27 protein-coding genes and 1 riboswitch are annotated in these 21,560 nt (G+C 37.6%); of the genes, 3 read left to right on the plus strand and 24 right to left on the minus strand.

The genetic code is table 11. The features are described from left to right. Positions 1-230 precede the first annotated feature (230 nt). From hslO to NMG63_RS08725, 24 genes are all read right to left on the minus strand, one after another. Entirely contained in the window at positions 231-1,103 is an 873-nt protein-coding gene (gene hslO, locus NMG63_RS08610; RefSeq protein ID WP_254006978.1) for an Hsp33 family molecular chaperone HslO, read from the minus strand. Between the two features lie 54 nt (positions 1,104-1,157). Then, on the minus strand, positions 1,158-3,053 hold the full coding sequence (ftsH, locus tag NMG63_RS08615; RefSeq protein WP_254006979.1) for an ATP-dependent zinc metalloprotease FtsH: 1,896 nt from the start codon (positions 3,051-3,053) through the stop codon (positions 1,158-1,160). A 13-nt stretch (positions 3,054-3,066) separates the two neighbouring features. Continuing rightward, on the minus strand, positions 3,067-3,606 hold the full coding sequence (gene hpt / locus NMG63_RS08620; RefSeq protein WP_003774344.1) for a hypoxanthine phosphoribosyltransferase: 540 nt from the start codon (positions 3,604-3,606) through the stop codon (positions 3,067-3,069). Between the two features lie 25 nt (positions 3,607-3,631). Continuing rightward, a complete protein-coding gene (tilS, locus tag NMG63_RS08625; RefSeq protein ID WP_254006980.1) occupies positions 3,632-4,834 on the minus strand; it encodes a tRNA lysidine(34) synthetase TilS in 1,203 nt (400 codons plus the stop codon). After that, positions 4,824-5,390 (minus strand): hypothetical protein, encoded by a 567-nt coding sequence (locus tag NMG63_RS08630; protein WP_254006981.1) that lies wholly within the window; start codon positions 5,388-5,390, stop codon positions 4,824-4,826. Before NMG63_RS08630 ends, tilS begins: the two co-directional genes overlap by 11 nt. An 89-nt stretch (positions 5,391-5,479) precedes the next feature. Continuing rightward, positions 5,480-6,478, minus strand: coding sequence for a rod shape-determining protein (locus tag NMG63_RS08635; RefSeq protein ID WP_003774334.1), 999 nt, complete (start codon positions 6,476-6,478; stop codon positions 5,480-5,482). Positions 6,479-6,506: 28 nt separating this feature from the next. Beyond that, positions 6,507-6,707, minus strand: coding sequence for a DUF1146 domain-containing protein (locus NMG63_RS08640; protein ID WP_018580299.1), 201 nt, complete (start codon positions 6,705-6,707; stop codon positions 6,507-6,509). Between the two features lie 91 nt (positions 6,708-6,798). Next, positions 6,799-7,950 (minus strand): cation:proton antiporter, encoded by a 1,152-nt coding sequence (locus NMG63_RS08645; RefSeq protein WP_254006982.1) that lies wholly within the window; start codon positions 7,948-7,950, stop codon positions 6,799-6,801. A 41-nt stretch (positions 7,951-7,991) separates the two neighbouring features. Further along, a riboswitch (Fluoride riboswitch) is annotated at positions 7,992-8,049 on the minus strand. Positions 8,050-8,065: 16 nt separating this feature from the next. After that, a complete protein-coding gene (locus NMG63_RS08650) occupies positions 8,066-8,797 on the minus strand; it encodes a copper homeostasis protein CutC (RefSeq protein ID WP_254006983.1) in 732 nt (243 codons plus the stop codon). Between the two features lie 70 nt (positions 8,798-8,867). Then, positions 8,868-9,488: a uracil phosphoribosyltransferase gene (upp, locus tag NMG63_RS08655; RefSeq protein ID WP_254006984.1), complete on the minus strand. Its 621-nt coding sequence runs from the start codon at positions 9,486-9,488 to the stop codon at positions 8,868-8,870. Continuing rightward, positions 9,485-10,717, minus strand: a complete 1,233-nt coding sequence (glyA, locus tag NMG63_RS08660; protein ID WP_254006985.1) for a serine hydroxymethyltransferase — start codon at positions 10,715-10,717, stop codon at positions 9,485-9,487. Before glyA ends, upp begins: the two co-directional genes overlap by 4 nt. After that, positions 10,714-11,169 carry a ribose 5-phosphate isomerase B gene (gene rpiB / locus NMG63_RS08665; RefSeq protein ID WP_003774323.1) on the minus strand — a complete coding sequence of 152 codons (456 nt, stop codon included), beginning with the start codon at positions 11,167-11,169 and terminating at the stop codon, positions 10,714-10,716. Before rpiB ends, glyA begins: the two co-directional genes overlap by 4 nt. Further along, positions 11,166-11,774: an L-threonylcarbamoyladenylate synthase gene (locus NMG63_RS08670; protein ID WP_254006986.1), complete on the minus strand. Its 609-nt coding sequence runs from the start codon at positions 11,772-11,774 to the stop codon at positions 11,166-11,168. The genes rpiB and NMG63_RS08670 overlap by 4 nt, the downstream gene beginning before the upstream one ends. A gap of 57 nt (positions 11,775-11,831) precedes the next feature. Next, the gene (gene prmC / locus NMG63_RS08675) at positions 11,832-12,683 is read right to left on the minus strand and encodes a peptide chain release factor N(5)-glutamine methyltransferase (protein ID WP_254006987.1); all 852 of its coding nucleotides are present in this window, start codon (positions 12,681-12,683) and stop codon (positions 11,832-11,834) included. Beyond that, complete coding sequence (gene prfA, locus NMG63_RS08680; protein WP_254006988.1) at positions 12,683-13,762, minus strand: peptide chain release factor 1; 1,080 nt, start codon at positions 13,760-13,762, stop codon at positions 12,683-12,685. The genes prmC and prfA overlap by 1 nt, the downstream gene beginning before the upstream one ends. Further along, positions 13,762-14,373 (minus strand): thymidine kinase, encoded by a 612-nt coding sequence (locus NMG63_RS08685; RefSeq protein WP_034886764.1) that lies wholly within the window; start codon positions 14,371-14,373, stop codon positions 13,762-13,764. The genes prfA and NMG63_RS08685 overlap by 1 nt, the downstream gene beginning before the upstream one ends. 155 nt (positions 14,374-14,528) lie before the next feature. Beyond that, positions 14,529-14,732: a 50S ribosomal protein L31 gene (gene rpmE, locus NMG63_RS08690; protein WP_018580309.1), complete on the minus strand. Its 204-nt coding sequence runs from the start codon at positions 14,730-14,732 to the stop codon at positions 14,529-14,531. Between the two features lie 212 nt (positions 14,733-14,944). Continuing rightward, positions 14,945-15,118 (minus strand): hypothetical protein, encoded by a 174-nt coding sequence (locus tag NMG63_RS08695; RefSeq protein WP_254006989.1) that lies wholly within the window; start codon positions 15,116-15,118, stop codon positions 14,945-14,947. Beyond that, positions 15,118-15,534, minus strand: coding sequence for a GNAT family N-acetyltransferase (locus NMG63_RS08700; protein ID WP_254006990.1), 417 nt, complete (start codon positions 15,532-15,534; stop codon positions 15,118-15,120). Before NMG63_RS08700 ends, NMG63_RS08695 begins: the two co-directional genes overlap by 1 nt. A 174-nt stretch (positions 15,535-15,708) precedes the next feature. Beyond that, positions 15,709-16,095, minus strand: coding sequence for a hypothetical protein (locus NMG63_RS08705; RefSeq protein WP_254006991.1), 387 nt, complete (start codon positions 16,093-16,095; stop codon positions 15,709-15,711). A 28-nt stretch (positions 16,096-16,123) separates the two neighbouring features. Further along, positions 16,124-17,401: an APC family permease gene (locus tag NMG63_RS08710; RefSeq protein WP_254006992.1), complete on the minus strand. Its 1,278-nt coding sequence runs from the start codon at positions 17,399-17,401 to the stop codon at positions 16,124-16,126. An 85-nt stretch (positions 17,402-17,486) separates the two neighbouring features. Next, positions 17,487-18,389: a DUF7916 family protein gene (locus NMG63_RS08715; RefSeq protein ID WP_254006993.1), complete on the minus strand. Its 903-nt coding sequence runs from the start codon at positions 18,387-18,389 to the stop codon at positions 17,487-17,489. 30 nt (positions 18,390-18,419) lie between these two features. Beyond that, positions 18,420-18,869 carry a threonine/serine exporter family protein gene (locus NMG63_RS08720; protein WP_254006994.1) on the minus strand — a complete coding sequence of 150 codons (450 nt, stop codon included), beginning with the start codon at positions 18,867-18,869 and terminating at the stop codon, positions 18,420-18,422. Then, on the minus strand, positions 18,866-19,633 hold the full coding sequence (locus tag NMG63_RS08725) for a threonine/serine exporter family protein (protein WP_123172034.1): 768 nt from the start codon (positions 19,631-19,633) through the stop codon (positions 18,866-18,868). The genes NMG63_RS08720 and NMG63_RS08725 overlap by 4 nt, the downstream gene beginning before the upstream one ends. A gap of 160 nt (positions 19,634-19,793) precedes the next feature. On the opposite strand from NMG63_RS08725, the gene NMG63_RS08730 reads away from it, so the two are divergent. From NMG63_RS08730 to NMG63_RS08740, 3 genes are read left to right on the plus strand one after another with little or no spacing between them, the layout of a single operon-like run. Beyond that, positions 19,794-20,114: a PadR family transcriptional regulator gene (locus NMG63_RS08730; RefSeq protein ID WP_123170926.1), complete on the plus strand. Its 321-nt coding sequence runs from the start codon at positions 19,794-19,796 to the stop codon at positions 20,112-20,114. Further along, on the plus strand, positions 20,107-20,652 hold the full coding sequence (locus NMG63_RS08735; protein ID WP_254006996.1) for a DUF1700 domain-containing protein: 546 nt from the start codon (positions 20,107-20,109) through the stop codon (positions 20,650-20,652). The genes NMG63_RS08730 and NMG63_RS08735 overlap by 8 nt, the downstream gene beginning before the upstream one ends. Next, on the plus strand, positions 20,653-21,504 hold the full coding sequence (locus NMG63_RS08740) for a hypothetical protein (protein WP_254006997.1): 852 nt from the start codon (positions 20,653-20,655) through the stop codon (positions 21,502-21,504). It begins immediately after the preceding gene. Positions 21,505-21,560 lie beyond the last annotated feature (56 nt).

A 21,560-nucleotide genomic window follows, 5' to 3' on the forward strand; every position in this document is an offset into this window, starting at 1 on the left:
TTATCACTCTTTCTTATGTAAATAATCTGATTCTATCTTATCAAATTCTATCAATGAATTCATCTAATTTAGTGAAACAGCCGTTAAAATCACACATAACAACAATTTATTTTTAATTCTTACGAAACCATCTATGCATTATTATTAAAATTCATTGCTTTTCGTGATGTATCATAACATAATTTATGGTTTCTGTGTATTCGTGTTCTTTAAAGTATAGATGATAGAATTTAGTTTTTCTTACGTTCTAGAACAATTTCATTTAAATCATCTTCCGTAAATTCATATTTTGAATGACAGTAATGACATTCTAAAACCGCACCTTTATCTTCCGCAATAAGTTCTTTCAGTTCATCAGTACTTAAAGTTCGTAACACATCCGCCATTTGTTCTCTATTGCATCCACAATAGTACTGCGTATCCGTTGTTTCAAGAATAAGAACATCAGGAAATAAATCAGCACAAACTTCGACTGCTTCTTTATCTACCATTAGATTTGAAACCGGAGGCAGTTTCGCAAGTGTTTTTTCAATTTCTGAAATATCATCTTCTGATGCTGAAGGAAGCACTTGAATTAAGATTGCTCCTGCGGATTTAATTGATAAATCTTCGTTCACTAAAACACCTACAGAAACTGCAGATGGGATTTGTTCACTTTGTGCATAGTAGTATGCAAAATCATCACCGATCTCACCTGATTGAAGTTCAACTTGAGAACTGAATGCCATACCATCTAAAACATCATGCGTTACGCTAAGTGTACCTTTTCCAATAGACCCACCGACATCAAGTTTACCAACACTATTTACTTTATGCACATAAGGATTTGAAACAAGTCCACGAACAAAGCCTTTATTGTCTGCATTAACCAAAATATTACCTAACTCACCATCACCACGAATCTCGATAACAAGTTTTTCGTCATCGTTTTTTAGTGTCGTTCCCATGATCGCACCAATACTTAAGGTACGGCCCAAAGCGGCTGAAGCAGCTGGGTAAGTACCATGAAGTTCGTGGGCTCTTTGTACTAGATTTGTTGTTTTTGCAACAAAAATTCGAACATTTCCATTTAGCGCCATTGCGCGTACGATTTTATCACTCATAATTGTCTCCTTTTTTCTTAAAAAAGCCCCAACGAATTGGGGCTCCCTCTAAGCTTAAATTTCTTTATCAATTGTTGTGTCAGGTTCTTGAACCGTCTCACTGACTACTTCAGCATCTACGACTCCATTATCGTTGGCTTCACGGCCTTCAACAATGTTTTGAATTTGCTCTGCAGTAATTGTTTCATATTCAAGAAGTGCTTCAACAATACGGTCAAGAAGATCACGATTTTCCTCAATAAGTTTACGAGCATCTTCTTTACATTGATCAATAATATGACGAACTTCTTTGTCAATTTCAAATGCAATTTGACCTGAATAGTTTTGAGGTTGGGAAATATCTCTTCCTAAGAAAACATTTCCATCATTACTATCGTATTGAATCGGTCCTAAGTCACTCATACCATATTGAGTAACCATTGCACGTGCAATTTTGGTAGCGGATTGAATATCAGAGTATGCACCTGTGGAAATTTCATTAAAGACAATTTCTTCAGCAACACGACCACCAAGGTATCCTGTGATTTTACCCATTAAGTCTGAACGACTTTGTGTAAAGGTTTCTTCACGAGGAGTCATTAAGTTATAACCACCTGCTTGTCCACGTGGAATAATTGTAACTTTTTGTACTTTATCAGCACTTTTGAGTTTAATACCAATAATTGCATGTCCTGTTTCGTGAACAGCAACCATATAGCGTTCTTTTTCAGTATATTTTTTAGATTTCTTAGCAGGTCCCATAATAACGCGGTCAATCGCTTCATCAATAATATCAGTAGTGATTTCCGTTTTATTTTCACGAACCGAAAGAATTGCAGCCTCATTCAGTACGTTTTCAAGATCAGCTCCTGAGAACCCTGGAGTACGGCGAGCAATATGTTTGAGTACAACATCATCTGCAATTTTCTTATTGCGTGCATGCACTTGTAAGATTTCTGTACGACCTTTAACATCAGGTAAACCAACAGTAATTGTACGGTCAAAACGGCCGGGTCTTAATAACGCAGGGTCTAATACGTCGTCACGGTTTGTAGCCGCTAAAACAAGAACACCTGAGTTCTCTTCGATTCCATCCATTTCAACAAGAAGTTGGTTAAGTGTTTGTTCACGTTCGTCGTGTCCTCCACCCATACCAGCACCACGTTGGCGTCCAACAGCATCAATTTCATCAATAAAGATAATGCAAGGCGCTGTTGCCTTAGCTTTTTTAAACATATCACGAACACGACTTGCACCAACACCTACAAACATTTCCACAAAATCAGATCCGGAAATTGCATAGAATGGTACATCTGCCTCACCAGCAGCTGCTTTAGCAAGTAATGTTTTCCCTGTTCCTGGAGGACCTACAAGAAGCATCCCTTTAGGAATACGCGCACCCATTGCTTCAAAACGTTTTGGATGACGTAAGTACTCGATTAACTCTTGCATTTCTTCTTTTTCTTCTTCAGCACCCGCTACATCTTTAAAGCGAACTTTAATATCACCTTGGACTTTAGCACGAGATTTACTGAATTCAAAGGCTTTATTATTGCCTCCATTCCCCATTTTAGAGAATAGGAAGAACATAAATCCACCCAATAAGATGTAAGGAATGATTACGAGCAAGAAATCCACGAAGAAATTACTTTCATTTGGATCTGCTGTCAACATCGCTGCATCTTTTTCAGCAAGTAGTTTCGTTACTGCATTGAGTTGTTCTGGAGTATTTGGTAAACGTGTTGAGAATCCAATCTTACGATCATTTTCAACATATACACCTGTAATATCAATGACATTATTATTTGGTTTAATAATTGTATTTTCTACTTTTTTAGTTTCTACAACATTGTAGAACTCCTTAACGGGTAACACTTTCTGTGTTTGATGTGCAGCTAACTGCATGATAACAAGAGCCATCATCACAGTCATTACCATCAAAATAATATTATTTTTTTTATTGTTTTTCAACGGGATTCACTCCTTACTTATAGACTGTATCTTTTAAAATTCCAATGTATGGTAGTTGTCTATATTTTTCATAATAGTCCATACCAAAACCGATAACAAATAGGTTTTCGATTTCAAACCCAATAAAGTCAGCATAAACATCAACTTCACGACGTGATGGTTTATCTAATAATGTAATCACTTTTACGTCATTAGCCCCTTTATTCATTAAGAGTTTAATAACTGCTTTAAGGGTATTTCCTGTATCCACAATATCTTCTACAAGCAAGATATTTGTGCCTTTAATTGAACGATCCAAATCTTTTAAAATTCGAATATCGCGTGATGATTCCGTACCTTCGTAACTTGAAACATCCATGAAATCAAATTCGATATCAAGGTCAATATACTTAATGAGGCGTGCAAGGAATGGTACGGATCCTTTTAAAAGTGCCACAAGTACGAGCGGACCTTCTACATTTTTATAATGTTCAGTGATAACTTGTCCGAGTTCTTCACATCTTTTTTCAATTTCTTCTTCACTTATCAAAATACTCTCTACATCTTGGTGCATACTATAAATAATCCTCCTGCGATAACTATAATTCTAACATAAAAAGATTGGGATTGTTAGAGTAATGATGCTCATCACAACCCATTCCCACAACAAACACAATTTGTTGCGAGGAATTCACAATAACAGGCCATATTTCGCGTTCATGACGAGGTATTTTACGATCAATAAAGAATCGGTTTAAAGACTTCGTCCCAAACCTCATCTTTATCGAATCCCCCACACGGGCGTTTCGAATCACAATGGGAAAATCTGATTCCGAAAGGGTCACACCCTGAATCGTTTGGCCTGAATCGCTCAAGACAAAACGATCTGTAGTAACATACGATATTTGAGTAAAATGATATTCAAATGGTGTGTTATCTATAAGAGCAAGTTCGCCATAACTTGAGCTTAAGCGTTTGTTTCCAAACTGAATAAACGCTTTTTCTTGAAGAATGAGTGTATCGAGCTCTTTAAGATAAGGACCACTCATCGCATGTGTCTCCACACCATTTTGTGCCATCCACAATCGTAGGACGCGTGGTCGTATACCATCTTGTATTAATGCATACATATCGACTTTAACCTTAGAATCCAGCTGAAGTGCGATACTCTTCACCATTTTACTCCTTTTTTCGCCACTTTGCTTTGCAGCAAGCATTTCTTTTACCAAACTTTCATATGAATTTTCATCCATACAATGAATATCATTACGAATTTGATTGCGTGTGTAGTCAAGACTTAAGTTTGACTCATCAATTCCATATTGAATTTGGTGGTCATCACAATATTGAACAACCCTGTCTTTAGTCATATCCAAAAGTGGTCGCCACACGGTTACACCCATGATTTCTGTAAACTGCGCCAATCCAATGTGTTCACTTTCCATCTTACGTTGTTTCTGGAAAAGATAGGTCTCGAGATCATCGTTGAAATGATGGGCAATTGCTACACCTTCAGCATTATACTTAAGTACCAATTCTTTGAAAAACGCATAACGAAACACGCGTGCTTGGTGTTGGAAATTATGGTTTTCGCCATCATCCTCATAATTTGAACATTCAAACGGGATATGGTTTACTGCACAGTACTTCCGAACAATATCTTCGTCGCGCTTGCTCGTTTCTCTTTTACCATAGTTAACATGCGCTGCAACACATGGTATGTTTTGTTTAGAAAGGATATCGAGAAGTGCCATCGAATCCGGTCCTCCAGACACACCTACTATCCACATTTTATGCACCATTACTTACCTCCATATCAAACGTTTCTTTTATAATTAGATTTCGAATCTCTATAAACATCGCACTGTTTGGATCAATATGACCATTGATTGAAATAATTCTCGCAGAATTAACATACTTACAATCATTTAAAAACAATACTGATGACTTATTGAGTCCTGGTATTTTCCCTATGTAATAGAGATGGCGCTTTCCGTAAAGATTTATATTCCGTGCTTGCCGAATGATTTCATAATTTGAAGTCATAGGAACAACGAAAATTTTATAGTTGAATATCCCCATAACCAACCCAAAATGTTGATAACCCGCTTCATTGATAAACGCTTGACCAAATTCCATATAACAGATATCACCAATAGACACGGTCATATTTAAAGATTCGCAAGACCAATTTTTCTGCCGACACATTCGATTCATCCCACTAATGCACTCTTTCCGAATGTAGTAAGGTGGTAACAAATAAATATATCTTCGATACGTCTCTAAATACTCTTCAACAATCCGATTCGCGGATCGAGTTTCACATTTTTTCAGCCATCCCGGCTCTAGTTTCATCATAAGATCGCCTCCGAAACTAGATACACACGAATATGAAGACGTCCTAAATAAAAAGAGCCATTGGCTCTTTTTAAAACACTTAGTTGTAATTATCGAACTAAGTCTAAGTTTTCTAACATGATTCCTGTTCCCTCAGCTACGCATGTTAATGCGTTTTCGGCAACATAAACTGGAATACTTAATTCATGTGAAATCAATTCATCAAGGCCATGTAATAATGCACCACCACCTGTAAGTACGATTCCTCGTCCTACGATATCTGCTGATAATTCAGGAGGTGTTTGTTCAAGAACAGTACGACAAGCACGAACGATGTCCTGTAGACTTTCATGCATTGCATTTGCTGTTTCTTCAGCTTTTAATGTAATTGTATTTGGAAGACCTGTAACTAAATCTCGACCGCTAACTGCAATCGTAGTTTGTTCCATATCTTTGACACTGTCAATACGAGCAGTACCAATGTGAGTTTTAATTTCTTCAGCGGTACGATCTCCAATTAAAAGTTTATAAGTATCTTTAACATATTTGATAATGTCATGATCTAAACGGTCACCCGCAACTTTTAGAGATGTACTTGTTACAATTTCTCCTAGTGAAAGGATTGCAACATCAGTTGTTCCTCCACCTATATCGAGAACCATTGAACCCGCTGGTTTTGAAATATCAAGATTTGCACCGACAGCAGCAACTTTTGGTTCCTCTTCGATGTAAACACGTTTAGCGCCTGCACGATAAGCGGCATCGCTGATGGCTTTACGTTCTACAGATGTAATATTTGATGGACAGCAAATTAAGATTGTTGGTCGAGAAAACATACCTTTAAGGTTTAATTTTCTAACAAAATATTGAAGCATCATTTCTGTTACTTCAAAATCTGCAATAACACCATCTTTCAATGGACGAATTGCTAGAACACGTCCTGGTGTACGTCCTAACATATCTTTTGCTGATTGTCCTACAGCAAGACATTTTTTAGTTTCAGCATCAATGGATACTACTGAAGGTTCGTCTAAAACGACGCCTTCGCCTTTTACATAAATTAAAATATTTGCGGTACCTAAGTCAATTCCGACTGCTTTTGAAAACATTCTTTGTCCTCCAATTCTCTCGTCTTTTCTACATGAAATAAGCGAATGATAATCCCATCAAAAACTGCGCTACAACATAACCTAATCCAAGAGATAAGAATATGTAGAGTAATTGAATACGCGTTTCACTACCTTTTCGCATCACTTTATGAAAATCAATCCCACTTAGCGCATAAGCACTTGCGAGAAAACATACGAAATATAAAACAATTCTTTGGATATCATGCATAATTATTCACCTATATTACTATATCAAATAACACACTGAAATTCCATTGATAATATAAAATAACAAAATTTACGATATTCTTATTTTAAGTTCACTCTAAGAGCGGCTTCGCGGTCAAGGTCATTCCAATTGCACCAAGGGGTGTTGTAATTAATATCGCAAGAACTGAAATCGCGAGAATTACTTCGCCATTTGGTAAACCCATCGCTAGAGGGGTACCTCCAATCGCTGCTTGAACCGTCGCTTTTGGTATGTATGAAATTGCGACAAAAATACGTTCTTTGAACGTTAAGTTTGTGTTGATTAAAGATACGAAGACACCCACCATCCGTACCAAAAGGGCGACAACAACGATCACCACTCCGATTATACCCGAAGATTGTGCCGCATTAAAATCCACTTGCGCACCAACGAGCACAAAAAGAAAGATCTCTGCAACAACCCAAAGTAAATCCATTGCATTTGACAGATAATTGGATAGCGAGAGATTACGTTCTCGAAGTGTTGCTGCACTCACCATCACACCTAATAATGAGGCTATGGGTAAAACCTTTTCTACGCTTTGGAGACAATAGGAAAGCAACAAAATCGAGATTATAGTTGACTTTGAGTTTTTCCCGTAGGCACTTAAAACACGACCGAGCATTACCCCGGAAATAAATCCTGCAACAATCATCATCGGTAATTTCAAAATAATTTGAATAGGAGACATAATTCCCGTAGTAGCAAGACCTAAAAAAATAGAAAATATTGAAATCGCTACAACATCATCAATGGATGCACCTGCTAGTATTAAAGTTGGAATTTTTTTCGCCGTTCCGAGTTTATTTTTTTCCAAATAAACCATCATTGGAACAACTACCGCTGGTGAAACTGCTGCTAGGATAAATCCTAACATGCCACCTTGAATAAAACTAAAACCCAAGAAATGCATACTTAAAAACATGACTGTTATTGCCTCAAAAAAACCAGGAATAAAACTAAGTAAAAATGCAGGGCGACCAACTTGCGCAAGATTTTGACGATCGAGATTAAAACCTGCACGAAGCAAAATAATAATTAAAGCAAGTCCCCTAATCTCCGGCGACAACATTTGGATGCTTGTGTGAATCCAATTAAGTCCAAAAGGTCCTAAAACCATACCTAGAATAATCAAAAGAAGTAATGGGGGAACATGAATCCTCTTACCCAACTTCTTCGAAATTTGTCCTAGAATCAGAATCAATAAAATTGTATATATCATGTTACCTCCATAAAAAAAACTCCTACAAAAAGACCCTGTGGTCTCATGTAGGAGTTATCAGCTGTCGCAGTTATGGTGAACTCCATCACCGTTTTGTAAATTATATCATATTCCATCACTTTTGAACTGTTTTTATAAATGATTTAAGTTTATCCACACTGACGCCATCATAATCACCCTGGCAACTGTAAGCATACGACACCGAATTATTTTTAGTTGTCGGATCTGAATACCACACTTTAAACGAACTATGAAGTTGATGTATACCTGTTTTCTCCACAATTTCTAAAGCATTCGATTCATTAACGCCTGAGCCCACACAAAACTCAATATCCTTAGAATAGGTTTGATGAAGTTCGGCCAGTAATTCAATACCCTCATTGGCCCGTTCTTTTAAACCGCTTGTGAGAACACGATCAACACCACATGCAATTAAATCTTCAATTGCCTTCATCGGATCTGAAACACAGTCAAATGCACGATGAAAAACAGCTTCAATTCCCGCATCGTGACAGATATCCACAAATTTTTGTGTAAGGGTCGTGTTCACAGACGCATCATCATTAAGAAATCCAAAAACCAATCCATCTGAACCGTTCTGAATTAAGCTTTCAGCATCATAAATCATCGATTCCACTTCCAATTGTGAATAACAAAACCCTCCACCTCTTGGCCGAATCATCGTTATAATTGGAATGGTTGTATGTCGCTTCGCAGATACAAGCATCCCTACACTTGGGGTTAAACCACCTAAATACAAGCCACTGTTTAATTCAATACGATTAGCACCACTTGTCTGAGCAGCGATGCAATCCTCAACACTTCCTGCACATACCTCAACAATCATTCTGCTCACTCCTTTTTGTATTTATTATATCAGAACATAAAAAAACCACAGTAAAACTGTGGTTTAGAATTTATTTTGTACCGAAAATTCGGTCTCCAGCATCTCCAAGACCTGGAACAATGTATCCATCCGCATTAAGTTTTTCATCGAGTGCTGCTAAGAAAATATCAACATCTGGATGTGTCTTTTTAATATGCTCCACTCCTTCAGGTGCCCCAACAAGACAAACAAGCTTAATTGTTTTTGCCCCGTGTCTCTTTACGATTTCAATCGCTGCATCAGCACTACCACCTGTTGCAAGCATTGGATCTAAAACCAAGACTTCCGACTCAGCTAAATTTTCAGGGAATTTTGCGAAGTATTCATGTGGCATTAGTGTTTCTTCATCACGATAAACACCAACGTGCCCTACTTTAGCAGTCGGAATTAAATTTTGAATTCCGTCTACCATTCCTAGACCAGCACGTAAAATTGGAACTAAAACAACATCACGTTTCATTTCGAATGTGTCATATTCTCCACATGGTGTGTTAATTGTAACTGGGTCTAATTTAAGATCGCGTGTAATTTCATAAGCCATAAGACCTGCTATTTCATCGAGATTTTGACGGAAATCCTTGGTCTTTGTAGATTCCATTCTCATTTGTGTAAGTTTATGTGTAATTAATGGGTGATTTAATACTGTAATCATATTCTTTCTCCTCTCACCGGGTATTGACGTGTTAATGTTTTAACTTCATTACTAATTTGTGTCAAGATTTCATCGTCTTCATAGTGCGTTAATGCTTCATGAATCCAGTGAGCAATCTTCTTAAACTCTTCCTCTTTAAAACCACGACTTGTCATGGCTGGTGATCCTAAACGGATTCCACTCGTAACAGCTGGTCGCTCTGTATCAAATGGGATTGCATTTTTATTAATGGTAATTCCCACTTTATCCAGCACTTTTTCTGCATGAGCGCCCGTCATTCCAATACTGTTTTTCACATCCACAAGGATTAAGTGGTTATCCGTTCCGCCACTTACCAAGCGATATCCCAAACTTGAGAACTCATGTGCGAGTGTTTTCGCATTAAGGATGACTTGTTCTTGATATGTTTTGAAATTTGGTTGTAATGCTTCATAGAAGCATACAGCTTTACCAGCAATCACATGCATCAATGGTCCCCCTTGCATACCAGGGAATACAGAACGATCCAACTTACGCGCATATTTCTCTTTACAGAGAATCGCACCACCTCGTGGTCCACGAAGTGTTTTATGCGTTGTCGTTGTTACAAAGTCTGCATAAGGGACTGGACTTTGATGAAGTCCTGTCGCAACAAGACCTGCGATATGAGCCATATCTACCATCAGATATGCACCAACTTCATCCGCAATTTCTCTAAATCGCTTGAAGTCAATTTCGCGAGAATATGCACTTGCACCTGCTACGATTAATTTAGGTTGAACTTCTAACGCTCTTTTTAAAACGTAATCATAATCAATCATTTCAGTATGTTTATCAACACCATATCCAAAGAATGTGTAATTGATTCCTGAAAAGTTTAATTGGTGTCCATGAGTAAGATGTCCTCCAGAATTTAAATCCATCCCTAAAACAACATCACCATGTTCCAAAACAGTCATATAAACCGCCATATTGGCTTGTGAACCACTGTGAGGCTGAACATTCGCGTGCTCTGCGCCATAAATTTCTTTAAGGCGATCAATCGCTAAATTCTCGATAGTATCAACATATTCACAACCACCATAATAACGTTTACCAGGATATCCTTCCGCATATTTATTCGTCAAAATACTCCCAGTTACTTCCAACACTTGATCTGAAACATAATTTTCTGAAGCAATTAACTCAATATGATCAAGTTGTCGTTGCTCTTCCAATTCAACGGCTTCAAATACCTTTGTATCTCTCATTCACGGCCCTCCTTGGTCTCTAAATCAGATATCTTACAAATACGACGACCATGACGCGCATCTTCGCTGTATGGTGTCTCAATCCACGTTTTAAGAATTGCGACATTGGTTTCATAAGGCGTTGTACGCCCTCCCAATGCAAGCATGTTTGAATCATTGTGTTCACGTGTCAATTGCGCAACCTCAGTACTTGTTACAAGAGCACAGCGAATCCCTCTAACTTTATTCGCTACAATTGAAACACCCACACCGGTTCCACAAACAACTACACCACGATCATATAAACCTTCTGCTACAGCTTTCGCTGCAGGGTAAGCAAAGTCAGGATAATCTTGTGATTCCTCAGAATATACCCCAAAATCCTTTACCTCATGACCCATTTCCTCTAATACTAAACGGAGTCCCTCTTTTGTTTCAAACCCTCCGTGGTCCGCTGCTATAGCGATTTTCATAATCCTACCTCCTTGTTAATTTCTTCTAAAGTAATAACACCTTGTCGTAAACATTTAATTTCATCTCCTGTAATATCAAACACACTGGATGAAACACCTCCGACACATTCTCCTAAAACAACACCTTCAATACGACCATCAAGCTGATCAATGACCATGTCCGATGAAATTGCTGTATCAAACCCTGAACGATTTGCGGATGGAAGCCAAATTGGATATCCTACTTTGTTAATAATGTCTTGAACCCATATGTCATCAGCCATACGAATACCAATCGTACGTTGATCGCCTAAGAAAGGAAACACTCCATCTTTAATGTTAAAGATAAATGTAACCGCACCTGGCATAAAGGTTTTCATGAGATGACGATCACGGTCTGTTAAATCCGCAACACTCTCAATTTGATCAAGGGAACCAACCATTAATGGGAACGGTTTATTCTCAGGACGTTCTTTCGCATCCTTTAGCTTTTGATACAACGAACCTTCCGCACTACTTGCAGCCAATCCGTACACCGTATCCGTCATAATTGCGACAAGCCCACCCTCTTGAATCATTTGCGCAATGTCATCACTTTGATTTTTATTAAATCGTTTTGTATCCATTTCGTTTCCTCTACTCTCTACGTCTATTTTATCACACACATACCCAAAAAAAAGATACTAATCTTCGAGATTAATACCTTTGTAGACAAAGACCATACGATCAAGGCCATTGATGTCTTGACGAAGCACAATCTTAGCGTCACCAAAAAATTCTTGAGCTAACGAAACAACTGCTTCCCCAATATCAAAACCAATCTCAAAAGCCATCACTGCCTTATCATTTAAAACAAGATGTGCCTTCTCAAATACTTTACGATAGAAAAACAAACCGTCCTCACCACCAAATAAGGCAACATGAGGTTCGTTGTTCAACACCGAAGTTTGAATATGTTCTGTATTTTTAATATATGGTGGATTACATGCTAGAACATCAAGCTTAATATTTTTCTCAATTAGAGGTTCTAACATATCTCCCTGCATAAACTCCATATTTGCTTGGTTGTAATCCGCATTACGGCGTGCTACTTCCAATGCTTCTTCACTAATATCGGAAGCATAAACTTTTAAGTCTAATTCTTTTGCTAAAGCAATGCCAATAGCACCACTTCCACATGCGACATCCGCAATTACGGGTGTATCAAAATGTGCATCAATATCGGATAAAAGATGACCCACAAGTTCTTCTGTTTCGGAACGAGGAATCAGTACGCCCTCATTCACGAACAACTTATAGCCATAAAACCACTCATACCCTAAGACATACCCTAAAGGTTCATCTGTAGTTAATTGATTAATCTTATTTCGATATTCGTTAGTGAAAACAGCCTCAACCTCTTCATTATAAATAGCAAACATATCTAAATCTTTATCGCGTAAGAGTTCAAGCATTAAAACACGAGCGAAGCCCGTATAGATATTTGCTTTGTCGAGAATCTCTGTTCCCTCATTAACTAAATCTTTATAAGTCATTAAGCACCTTGTTCAAGGATTTCTTTTTGTTCTTGCTCAAGCAGAGCATTCACAATTTCATCCAACTTACCTTCCATAATAATGTCTAATTTTTGTAATGTTAATCCAATACGGTGATCACTCACACGGTTTTGTGGATAGTTGTATGTACGTATTTTTTCAGAACGCGCACCGGTACCAACTTTAGATTGGCGTTCGCCATGACGTTCTTCTTGAATACGACGTTGATGTTCTTCATAAACACGAGCACGAACAAGACGCATTGCTTTATCTTTATTATCGTGTTGTGAACGTCCATCTTGACACTTCACTGCGATCCCTGTAGGTTTGTGAACAATACGAACAGCTGAGTCTGTTTTATTAACATGTTGTCCCCCAGCGCCTGATGATCGCATTGTGTCAATCTCAAGATCATTTGGATCGATGTCAATTTCTTCATCCTCAACATCCGCTAGAACGAGAACTGTTGCGGTTGAAGTATGAATTCGACCTTGTGTTTCTGTTTTTGGCACACGTTGAACACGATGTGCTCCTGATTCAAATTTAAAGTGACGGAATGGTTCCGCACCTTTAACTACGAATGAAATTAAAGAATATCCACCCGCTTCAGCATCCATTGCTTCAATTAATTCATATTTGTATCCTAGACTTTCTGCATATCGGGTGTACATACGGTATAAGTCACCTGCGAAGATATTTCCTTCATCGCCACCCGCTGCTCCACGAATTTCCACAATTGCATCAAACGAATCTGATGGATCTTTAGGAACCAACAGAACTTCGAGTTCTTCGATAATTTTTACCATTTTTTCAGAATATTCTGCAGATTCCATTGCTGCAAGCTCTTGCAACTCAGGCTCATCGACAGCAAGCATTTCTTGAGCTTGCGTAAAAAAGTCTTCTGCCTCTAAGAATTGTCGGTATGCATGCAAGACTTGCTGCATAGACGATTGTTCTTTACCTAATTTTGCCATCATTTTACGATCAGACAACACTTCTGAAGACATCATCATTTCTGTGATGTCTTCATCACGTGCTTGAATCTTTTCAAGACGGTCTCTCATTGTTTTTTCCATCATTATTTATCACCTTCGCTATTTCCATTAATTTGAGGTTTATCCAAAACGATATGGTCATGACGGCATCGTGCTTCATACGATTCACTCGCTCCAATCATAACAACTGGATCATGATAGGATGCCGGTTTTCCATTTACTAAGCGTTGAGTACGTGTCGCAGGTGCACCACATTCAGTACAAACCGCTGTAAGTTTTGTGACAAACTCTGCAGTAGTCATTAATTTAGGAATTACGCCAAAAGGTTCACCACGAAAATCCATGTCAAGACCTGCTACCATTACTCGTTTACCTTCTAAGGCAAGATGGTCACACACCTTAACAATTTCCTCATCAAAGAATTGAACTTCATCAATCGCAACAACATCCGTTTCTTTAGTAACGTATTTTAAGATGTCTGTCGCCTTATCAACTACAACACTTTGCACGCTAGTTCCCGCATGCGAAACGACCTTACTGTCACTGTAGCGATTATCCACAGCTGGCTTAAAAACAATAATGTTTTTATGTGCAAATTTTAAAACATTAATACGACGAATTAACTCTTCAGTCTTCCCAGCAAACATACACCCGGTAATGACTTCGATATAACCCTCTTGATATTGATGATACATCATATTCTTTCACCTCATCATTATTATTCTATCGTATTTTAACAAAATTTATACACAAAGTCCTAAAAATAACACTATATTTCTACATTTCATAATTTACTCATAAAAAAGAGCGTTGTCGCCAACACTCTTTTCATTGTTTATAAGGTTGAACCTTATTTTATACCATATTTCTTATTGAACTTGTCAATACGTCCAGCTGCATTAGCAAAACGTTGTTTTCCTGTATAGAAAGGATGGCAGTTTGAGCAAGTATCTACACGTAGATCTGTTGCTGTTGAACCAACTTCAATTTCAGTATTACAAGATGAACAAACAATTTTTGTTTGGTGGTATTCTGGATGAATTCCTTTTTTCATATGTACATGTCTCCTTCCGCCTAAAGTTTTTTCACTTTAGATAAGTGCTAAGTTATAATAGCATATCCAATAGTAAAGCGCAATAAAAAACGCTTATGCTTTGCATGAAATTTTCACGCCTAAAATTATGTGTTTTTTCTAAACTAAGATGAATACTTTTTTTAACGTCTTATTAAGCCTTATTTACACATTAATATGAATTATGTGCAGATTTAACTTTTTTGTGAATTAATAATATTTTCGATGATAATCCCTAACATAAGCCCTAAACCTGGGCCTGCTACCATTGTATAAATCATGGGTATATTAAGCAAAAGGCTGATAAGAACACCAAATGCCGTACCGATGAGTAATCCAAATCCAACACCATAACCTTGATCTTTCATTATATCTCCTTTCGATATTTTACGAAGCATTTCCCTTGTGCATCCTCTATGAGTTTCATCGGAATACTTTTATAGAAAGCAATTAACTTTGGATTGTTATCCGTAATTAATACAGTCTGTCTAACATCGGGATACAGCGATAAAAGTGTAAGCAACAATGTTTTTCCGATTCCTTGACGTTGACAATCACTAAGAATCAGTAAATCTTGAATATAAAGAATCGTTTCTTGATCACCAACAGCGCGAATTAGTCCAACGAGTTTGTTTCCCTTCCAAGCCGTAAGTGTAATCATTGAGTTTTTTATGGCACGCATAAGTTTTTCAGGGTTATTTGTATATGCATACCAACCTGTATCATTGTACAGTTTTAATACATCGTTTAATTCAAGATCTTCGTCTTGTTTATACGTAATCATTTCTGTATCACCGCCTTTATGATTATTGTATGCTTTATAAATTGCTTACACAACCCATATCCAATAATCATTTCCGTGACATGTGAGGACATTTTGTGTTTACCGTGTTGTTATATTTCAGTTAATAAAAAAATACCGTTAATATTCAAAACGGTATTTTTTGGACACTTCACCTTAGCTTAGTATTGTCCTCTTCTTTAATTCTTTGTATTTGAACCTAAAGTCGATACATCCTACACCAAAAAGAAGCAATAAAACCAGCACATAGGCAGGTTCAATAATGTGAGCAAATAAGGAAACAACACTTACTCCAAGTAAACATAGTAGAAATGCACCCCAAAAATAAACTTCTTTTCTTAGGATATCCGTTTCCATGTCTGGTATGTGATGACGGTCATATTTAATCACGCCCATTCCAGACATGATAATAGCTATGTAGAGAAGGTAGGTTGTGATGAAAAAGAAGTCCCCTGTACTGGAACAAATAAGCCAACCTAAGCCAATCATAATGATGACATAAATCGGTGTAAATAATGATAGATGATCTTTTATTCTTTTCATTTTGACTCCATCCTCTCGATTGGTGTGATCAAACCTTGATTTGATCTTGACGATTTTTTTTCATTATAAAGTAGAATGGAACTGCAATAAGCAGCCCAGCAAGTCCCCAGAGAAGTTGCTCCATGGTTGCTTGTGACAGCATCCCAAAGCTAACGCTAATTGCGAAAATCGGAATTACCGGTCCAAACGGCATTTTAAAATCAAACTCAGTAGGTTGATTTCTTTTGCGGAATACCAATACCGAAAGACATGTCGGAATGTATTGTGCAAAACGAGAAACAACACTAATTGCAGCGAGTGTGGCGAAACTTCCAGATAATGCAATAGGAATCGCAATTGCCACTGAAATTAAGATCGCATACGTTGGTGTATCACGTTTACTCCGTTTACCAATAAACGAAGGAAGTAAGCCATCATCTGCCAGCGCAACGCCACATCGTGGTGTCACAAATGAATTCGCAATATTGATACCACCAATTGAAACAAGAGTCCCCGCCGCAACAAGAGATGCTCCAAAAGGCCCAAGTATCATACCCATAGCCGTTTGAATTGGTGCAGGTATATGAGCGAGTTCAGGACCTAAAATCCCTATCGAAACGAACTGTATGAAAAAATAGAAGAGAGAAACAGTAATCATAACAATCACAGTCGCCTTCGGTAAATCCTTTTGCGGATTTTCCATATCTTCTGCAGCCACTGAAAGATTCTCAAATCCGGTAAAAGCATAAAACATTAGCAGTGCTGTTTTCCCAAAGTTACCTGTTGTTTCAATAAATACCGGACTGTAATTACTTGGCTTAATAAAAAAGATACCAACAGCAATAAAAATAATCATTGGTACCAGTTTTGAAACCGTCACCACATTATTGAGGATTTTTGAAATATTAACCCCTATGATATTCACAATACCAAGTCCAACAAGAATACACACAACCACAATGTTTTGAATCATTGGGTCTTGAGCAGCAGGAACAATTTGCCCAAGTGCTGTCGCAAACGCAACTGCCATTGTTGCCCAAGCAATGATGCAAATCGCCCACTTAATAAAACCAACCTCAAATCCAATGAAATCCCCAAAAGCTTCTTTCGCATATACATAGGGACCACCATTTTTATTGAAATACGTTGCAGCTTCCGCAAAACACAATCCAATACTCATCACAACAAACATATTAAATATAAACACAGCTAAGCTTGCTGTTCCCATAAGTGCCATCGCTTTATTGGGTAAGAGAAAAATACCTGAACCGATAATAGCGTTTATTCCTAATAGCACGATACTGAATAACCCGAGTTTTTTCTTCATGTACACCATCCTAACTGAAAAATGAATTTATACTTAATGATAAACGAATTCAGATAAAATGGATATCATTTTTATATTATTTGTATTAACGGTTAATTGATCGGGACATTATTGTTGTGGTGTGGCGGATTCCACGGATTGCTACTGAGAGTGCAAAAATGTTTTCCACAAGAGCAAGACCTCCATATCCGGCATCACCAATATGCTGAATATCTGCACCCGCAATTTTGTTACGAATTGCGATATTCTCAATCACAGCCTTACTTGAACCTTCTTGACTTGTTCCGATTGCAGTGAGGACAAGTGCTTGATGTTGATGTACGACCTTGATTGCACGAATAAGTTCTTCGTCTGTAAAACCAGGTACAGTTCCAACTGCAGGCATTAAAATTACATCTGCTCCCGCATCACAAAAATCCTTAATTGTTTCTGGATCGGGAACAACAGATTCATCAACACCGGCACCATGCATTTTTCCTGCGATGATTAATCCGCCAAAATGTTTACGAGCACTTCGAATTGCTTTCGCAATTTCATGATTGGTCACACCAGTTCCAGGATTTCCTGTAAGGCAGATAAAATCAAAACCAAGATTCGCAGCTTCTTTGAGTGTCTTTTCAGAGCACATGCGACCTTCTGCAATAACACCTTGCGCTTCTAACATTTCCGCATTGAAATCTACCGGTTCTAAATTTACTCCAATTGGCCGTCCCACTAACTCCTTCAGTTTTTGAATGATTTTTTTCGGTTCACAGGCCTCAAGCCCGGCGATAAATGGATTCAGTGTATCAAATCCATTAAGAAGAATTAAGTCTGCTCCAAAAGCCTTGGCGACCTCCGCATTCGTGATGCCACCTTGTACGGATCCAAAAACAACGTTTTCAGAACAAATCGTACGCCCCTCTGCAGCCTTGATCGCTGTTTTAAGTGTTTTCCCATCCATCGAACGAAAATCACTAGCATTACAATCTAATATACGTTTACTCATCATAATTCCCCCTTTTGTTTTAATCTTTGACTAACTACAAAAATTACGTTGAATTATCCGAACTATAAGCCGATAGATTACTTCCGTCATAACAATCGCAATGGCAATTGTTACGGACAAGGTAAATGTTCGAACAAGTAACTCAATGCCTAAGATATAATCTGCTCCAATAAATGCTTTCACTGTTTGATAGGCCATAATCCCTGGCACGAGCGTAAAAATTGCTGGAATATTAAAAACAGTTGTTGGCATTTTTAAATACTTAGCAAATTGCATCGATAGCATCGAAACCGTTGCAGCACCAATAAAGATCGCTAATGTGGTATCAAACCCTTTTTGAATCAGACTCCAATTCACAATCCAACCCATCATACCTGTGATTCCACAACATAATAAAGCACGTTTCGGAACATCAATAATAATTCCAAAACCAAGTGCAGCGGCAAAAGCACTCACGAGTTGAATAACAACCGTCATCATAATAACACCCCCGACATTACTTGAAGCGACGCCATAATTCCCGACCCTATCATAATCGCAATAAATAATGCCTCAACCATAAATACGGTTCCCGAGATAGTATTTCCTACGAGAAAATCCCGAATCGAATTCATAATTGGAATTCCTGGAACCATCAACATAATACTTCCAATAATAACCGTCTCAAAATCAACAATAAATCCTTTTCTCTGTAGACATATTGTCAAAATACCGATACTAAAAGAAGCAATAAATTCCGCAATAAACTTAACGTTTAGCTTCTTGGAAGCATAATAATGAATTCCAAAGCCGATTGTACCCAGAAGCATTGTAATCGGGAAATCAAACAGAGACCCTTCAAAAATCAACATCATAAACGCACTCACAAATGCGGCAGCAACATATTTCATCCATACAGGGTATTGCATAGCGTCACTATTTATCTCTCTAAGACTTGAGTAGAGTTCATAAACATCAATTTGATTTGCACTAAAGAGCCGTGATAACTGATTTACATCTGCCAGCTTTGCTAAATTACTGCGACGCTTTTGGATACGCTTCATCTTAATTTGTTCACCATCTGATGTCGTTACAAAAATACCAGTAGGTAGTACAAAACTAACACCAGCACCTTCGCCCTGCTTTGATTCTAGAATGCGGTTCATCGTATCTTCAACACGGTGCATTTCCGCACCGTTTTCCATCATAAGTTTACCCGCCAAAATACAAGCATCTAATAATATTTCATACTCGGTCTTTTCCATTGAATTTCCTTTCATACTTCCTAAACTAACTTTATTATACCTTAAACACCAACGGTATATCTCTAAATTCACCAATTAAATACAAGTGAGAAATAAATTACAAAACACTACCTTGTATAAGAAGGTACTGTGTGATATATTGTATTAACGAGGTGAGCTTATGAATACTCAATTTAAAAAAGGTGTCTTAGAACTTTGTGTTCTATCTCTCCTATCTCAAAAAGAATATTATGGCTATGAATTAATCAGTAAAATTTCAGAAACCATCGAAATTACTGAGGGTACAATCTATCCACTTTTAAAACGACTTAAAGATGACGGTTATGTTTCCACAAAACTCGTGGAATCATCTCAAGGTCCATCACGAAAATATTATGAATTAACCGATCGCGGAAAAACTTATACAAAAGCGCGCATCGATGAATGGTACGTATTTACCGGCCATGTAAATGAATTATTGGGAGGAGAAAACCATGACTAAAAACGAATACCTATACATACTCAGAAAAAATCTACAGATTTTACCACAAAATGAAATTGACGATATTATTCAAGATGTTCATGAACACTTTGAATTTGGACTTGCTGAAGGTAAAGAAGCGGTAGATATTTCAAGAACACTCGGGGATCCAATCGAAATGGCTCGCCAATACACAGGCGGTAGAATATACGAAGAACCACACGATTATGAAACTAAGAACGCTTCATCTATGTCTTTAACGACGATACTTCTAAAAATACTTATCGTAATAATTCTTATTGGGCCAGTATTAGCGGGTTATGCTACTCTATTTGCCCTCTTTATATCTGGTATAGTACTTACAATCTGTTCGATTCCCTTATTATTTGGAGGTGTGCTTCCTATGGTGACGATCCCAACATTTGGTCTTCTCGCTCTGACATCGCTTGGATTATTCCTTCTCGGTATCGGTATGACTTGGCTTACACTATACGGTTTCAGCGGTCTCAATTATTGTGTCAAAAATTTCTTTAAATCGAATTTAGGAGGAAGAGCATAGATGAAAAACATTCGAAAAATTTGGATACCCATTGTCCTCGTGATCAGCGGCTTATTATGTCTAAGCTTTGCCATTGGAATCCCTTTAAAAAACGTCTTAAACGACAGCACTTCCGGAACAAACCAAAGTAGTTTTAAAGAAGTTAAACACGTCTTCAACGAAGCGATCAATGATATCAAAATTGAAACCGGACAAATTAATACTTTGACTATCAAATATGTCCAACAACCCGAATTTACGGTCAAAGGATTTGGAAACCTTGAGCAATATCGTAGTGAGATAAACAACAAAACGCTTACAGTTGCGACAATCCCAAACACATGCACCTTTGGAAAATGTGATATTTCTAATTTTGATTCCCTTGAAATTGAGATTCCAGCTTCCTACAAAGGTAATATGTATATCGAGACCATTAAATCGAATATTCAACTAGAAGGTCTTGGTGACGATACCGTGCGTTCTTATACAATTGATGGTATGAACACAAACATTACCGCAAACAAACTTATTGCTGATTTTGAAGTTGATAGTATGAATGCGAAATTAACGGTTAATGACGGTGCAGGCACCATTAAACTAAATGGATTGAATACTTCTGCTTACGTTACATCAATTATTGGAAATTTAAAGATTGAATCCGACGCTATGGCTGCTTATACAGAATTCCCACATGGATCATCCGGATCTTATTCTGTCACAATGAATGGCATGAGTAATTCTTATTCTAACCCGCATGACAGTCAGAAACAAAGTACACTTGGAACCCTCCAACATCATTTCAAACATGGAACAGATGGATTCGCAATCACCTATGAATCAAACGGACTAAGCAATACTCTGGTAGTAAAATAAAAAAAAGACCGGTTCATGAGATGATAAGCTCCCCTTAAAGTAGACACCCGAAATAA

Source organism: Erysipelothrix amsterdamensis, assembly GCF_940143175.1.
GTDB classification, from domain to species: domain Bacteria; phylum Bacillota_I; class Bacilli_A; order Erysipelotrichales; family Erysipelotrichaceae; genus Erysipelothrix; species Erysipelothrix amsterdamensis.

Bases quoted from the DNA above. Each gene is read 5' to 3' on its own strand.
- hslO (WP_254006978.1), bottom strand. From the start codon at position 1,103: ATGAGTGATAAAATCGTACGCGCAATGGCGCTAAATGGAAATGTTCGA.
- hpt (WP_003774344.1), bottom strand. From the start codon at position 3,606: ATGCACCAAGATGTAGAGAGTATTTTGATAAGTGAAGAAGAAATTGAA.
- tilS (WP_254006980.1), bottom strand. From the start codon at position 4,834: ATGGTGCATAAAATGTGGATAGTAGGTGTGTCTGGAGGACCGGATTCG.
- NMG63_RS08630 (WP_254006981.1), bottom strand. From the start codon at position 5,390: ATGATGAAACTAGAGCCGGGATGGCTGAAAAAATGTGAAACTCGATCC.
- NMG63_RS08635 (WP_003774334.1), bottom strand. From the start codon at position 6,478: ATGTTTTCAAAAGCAGTCGGAATTGACTTAGGTACCGCAAATATTTTA.
- NMG63_RS08640 (WP_018580299.1), bottom strand. From the start codon at position 6,707: ATGCATGATATCCAAAGAATTGTTTTATATTTCGTATGTTTTCTCGCA.
- NMG63_RS08645 (WP_254006982.1), bottom strand. From the start codon at position 7,950: ATGATATATACAATTTTATTGATTCTGATTCTAGGACAAATTTCGAAG.
- NMG63_RS08650 (WP_254006983.1), bottom strand. From the start codon at position 8,797: ATGATTGTTGAGGTATGTGCAGGAAGTGTTGAGGATTGCATCGCTGCT.
- upp (WP_254006984.1), bottom strand. From the start codon at position 9,488: ATGATTACAGTATTAAATCACCCATTAATTACACATAAACTTACACAA.
- glyA (WP_254006985.1), bottom strand. From the start codon at position 10,717: ATGAGAGATACAAAGGTATTTGAAGCCGTTGAATTGGAAGAGCAACGA.
- rpiB (WP_003774323.1), bottom strand. From the start codon at position 11,169: ATGAAAATCGCTATAGCAGCGGACCACGGAGGGTTTGAAACAAAAGAG.
- NMG63_RS08670 (WP_254006986.1), bottom strand. From the start codon at position 11,774: ATGGATACAAAACGATTTAATAAAAATCAAAGTGATGACATTGCGCAA.
- prmC (WP_254006987.1), bottom strand. From the start codon at position 12,683: ATGACTTATAAAGATTTAGTTAATGAGGGAACAGAGATTCTCGACAAA.
- prfA (WP_254006988.1), bottom strand. From the start codon at position 13,762: ATGATGGAAAAAACAATGAGAGACCGTCTTGAAAAGATTCAAGCACGT.
- NMG63_RS08685 (WP_034886764.1), bottom strand. From the start codon at position 14,373: ATGTATCATCAATATCAAGAGGGTTATATCGAAGTCATTACCGGGTGT.
- rpmE (WP_018580309.1), bottom strand. From the start codon at position 14,732: ATGAAAAAAGGAATTCATCCAGAATACCACCAAACAAAAATTGTTTGT.
- NMG63_RS08695 (WP_254006989.1), bottom strand. From the start codon at position 15,118: ATGAAAGATCAAGGTTATGGTGTTGGATTTGGATTACTCATCGGTACG.
- NMG63_RS08700 (WP_254006990.1), bottom strand. From the start codon at position 15,534: ATGATTACGTATAAACAAGACGAAGATCTTGAATTAAACGATGTATTA.
- NMG63_RS08705 (WP_254006991.1), bottom strand. From the start codon at position 16,095: ATGAAAAGAATAAAAGATCATCTATCATTATTTACACCGATTTATGTC.
- NMG63_RS08710 (WP_254006992.1), bottom strand. From the start codon at position 17,401: ATGAAGAAAAAACTCGGGTTATTCAGTATCGTGCTATTAGGAATAAAC.
- NMG63_RS08715 (WP_254006993.1), bottom strand. From the start codon at position 18,389: ATGAGTAAACGTATATTAGATTGTAATGCTAGTGATTTTCGTTCGATG.
- NMG63_RS08720 (WP_254006994.1), bottom strand. From the start codon at position 18,869: ATGATGACGGTTGTTATTCAACTCGTGAGTGCTTTTGCCGCTGCACTT.
- NMG63_RS08725 (WP_123172034.1), bottom strand. From the start codon at position 19,633: ATGGAAAAGACCGAGTATGAAATATTATTAGATGCTTGTATTTTGGCG.
- NMG63_RS08730 (WP_123170926.1), top strand. From the start codon at position 19,794: ATGAATACTCAATTTAAAAAAGGTGTCTTAGAACTTTGTGTTCTATCT.
- NMG63_RS08735 (WP_254006996.1), top strand. From the start codon at position 20,107: ATGACTAAAAACGAATACCTATACATACTCAGAAAAAATCTACAGATT.
- NMG63_RS08740 (WP_254006997.1), top strand. From the start codon at position 20,653: ATGAAAAACATTCGAAAAATTTGGATACCCATTGTCCTCGTGATCAGC.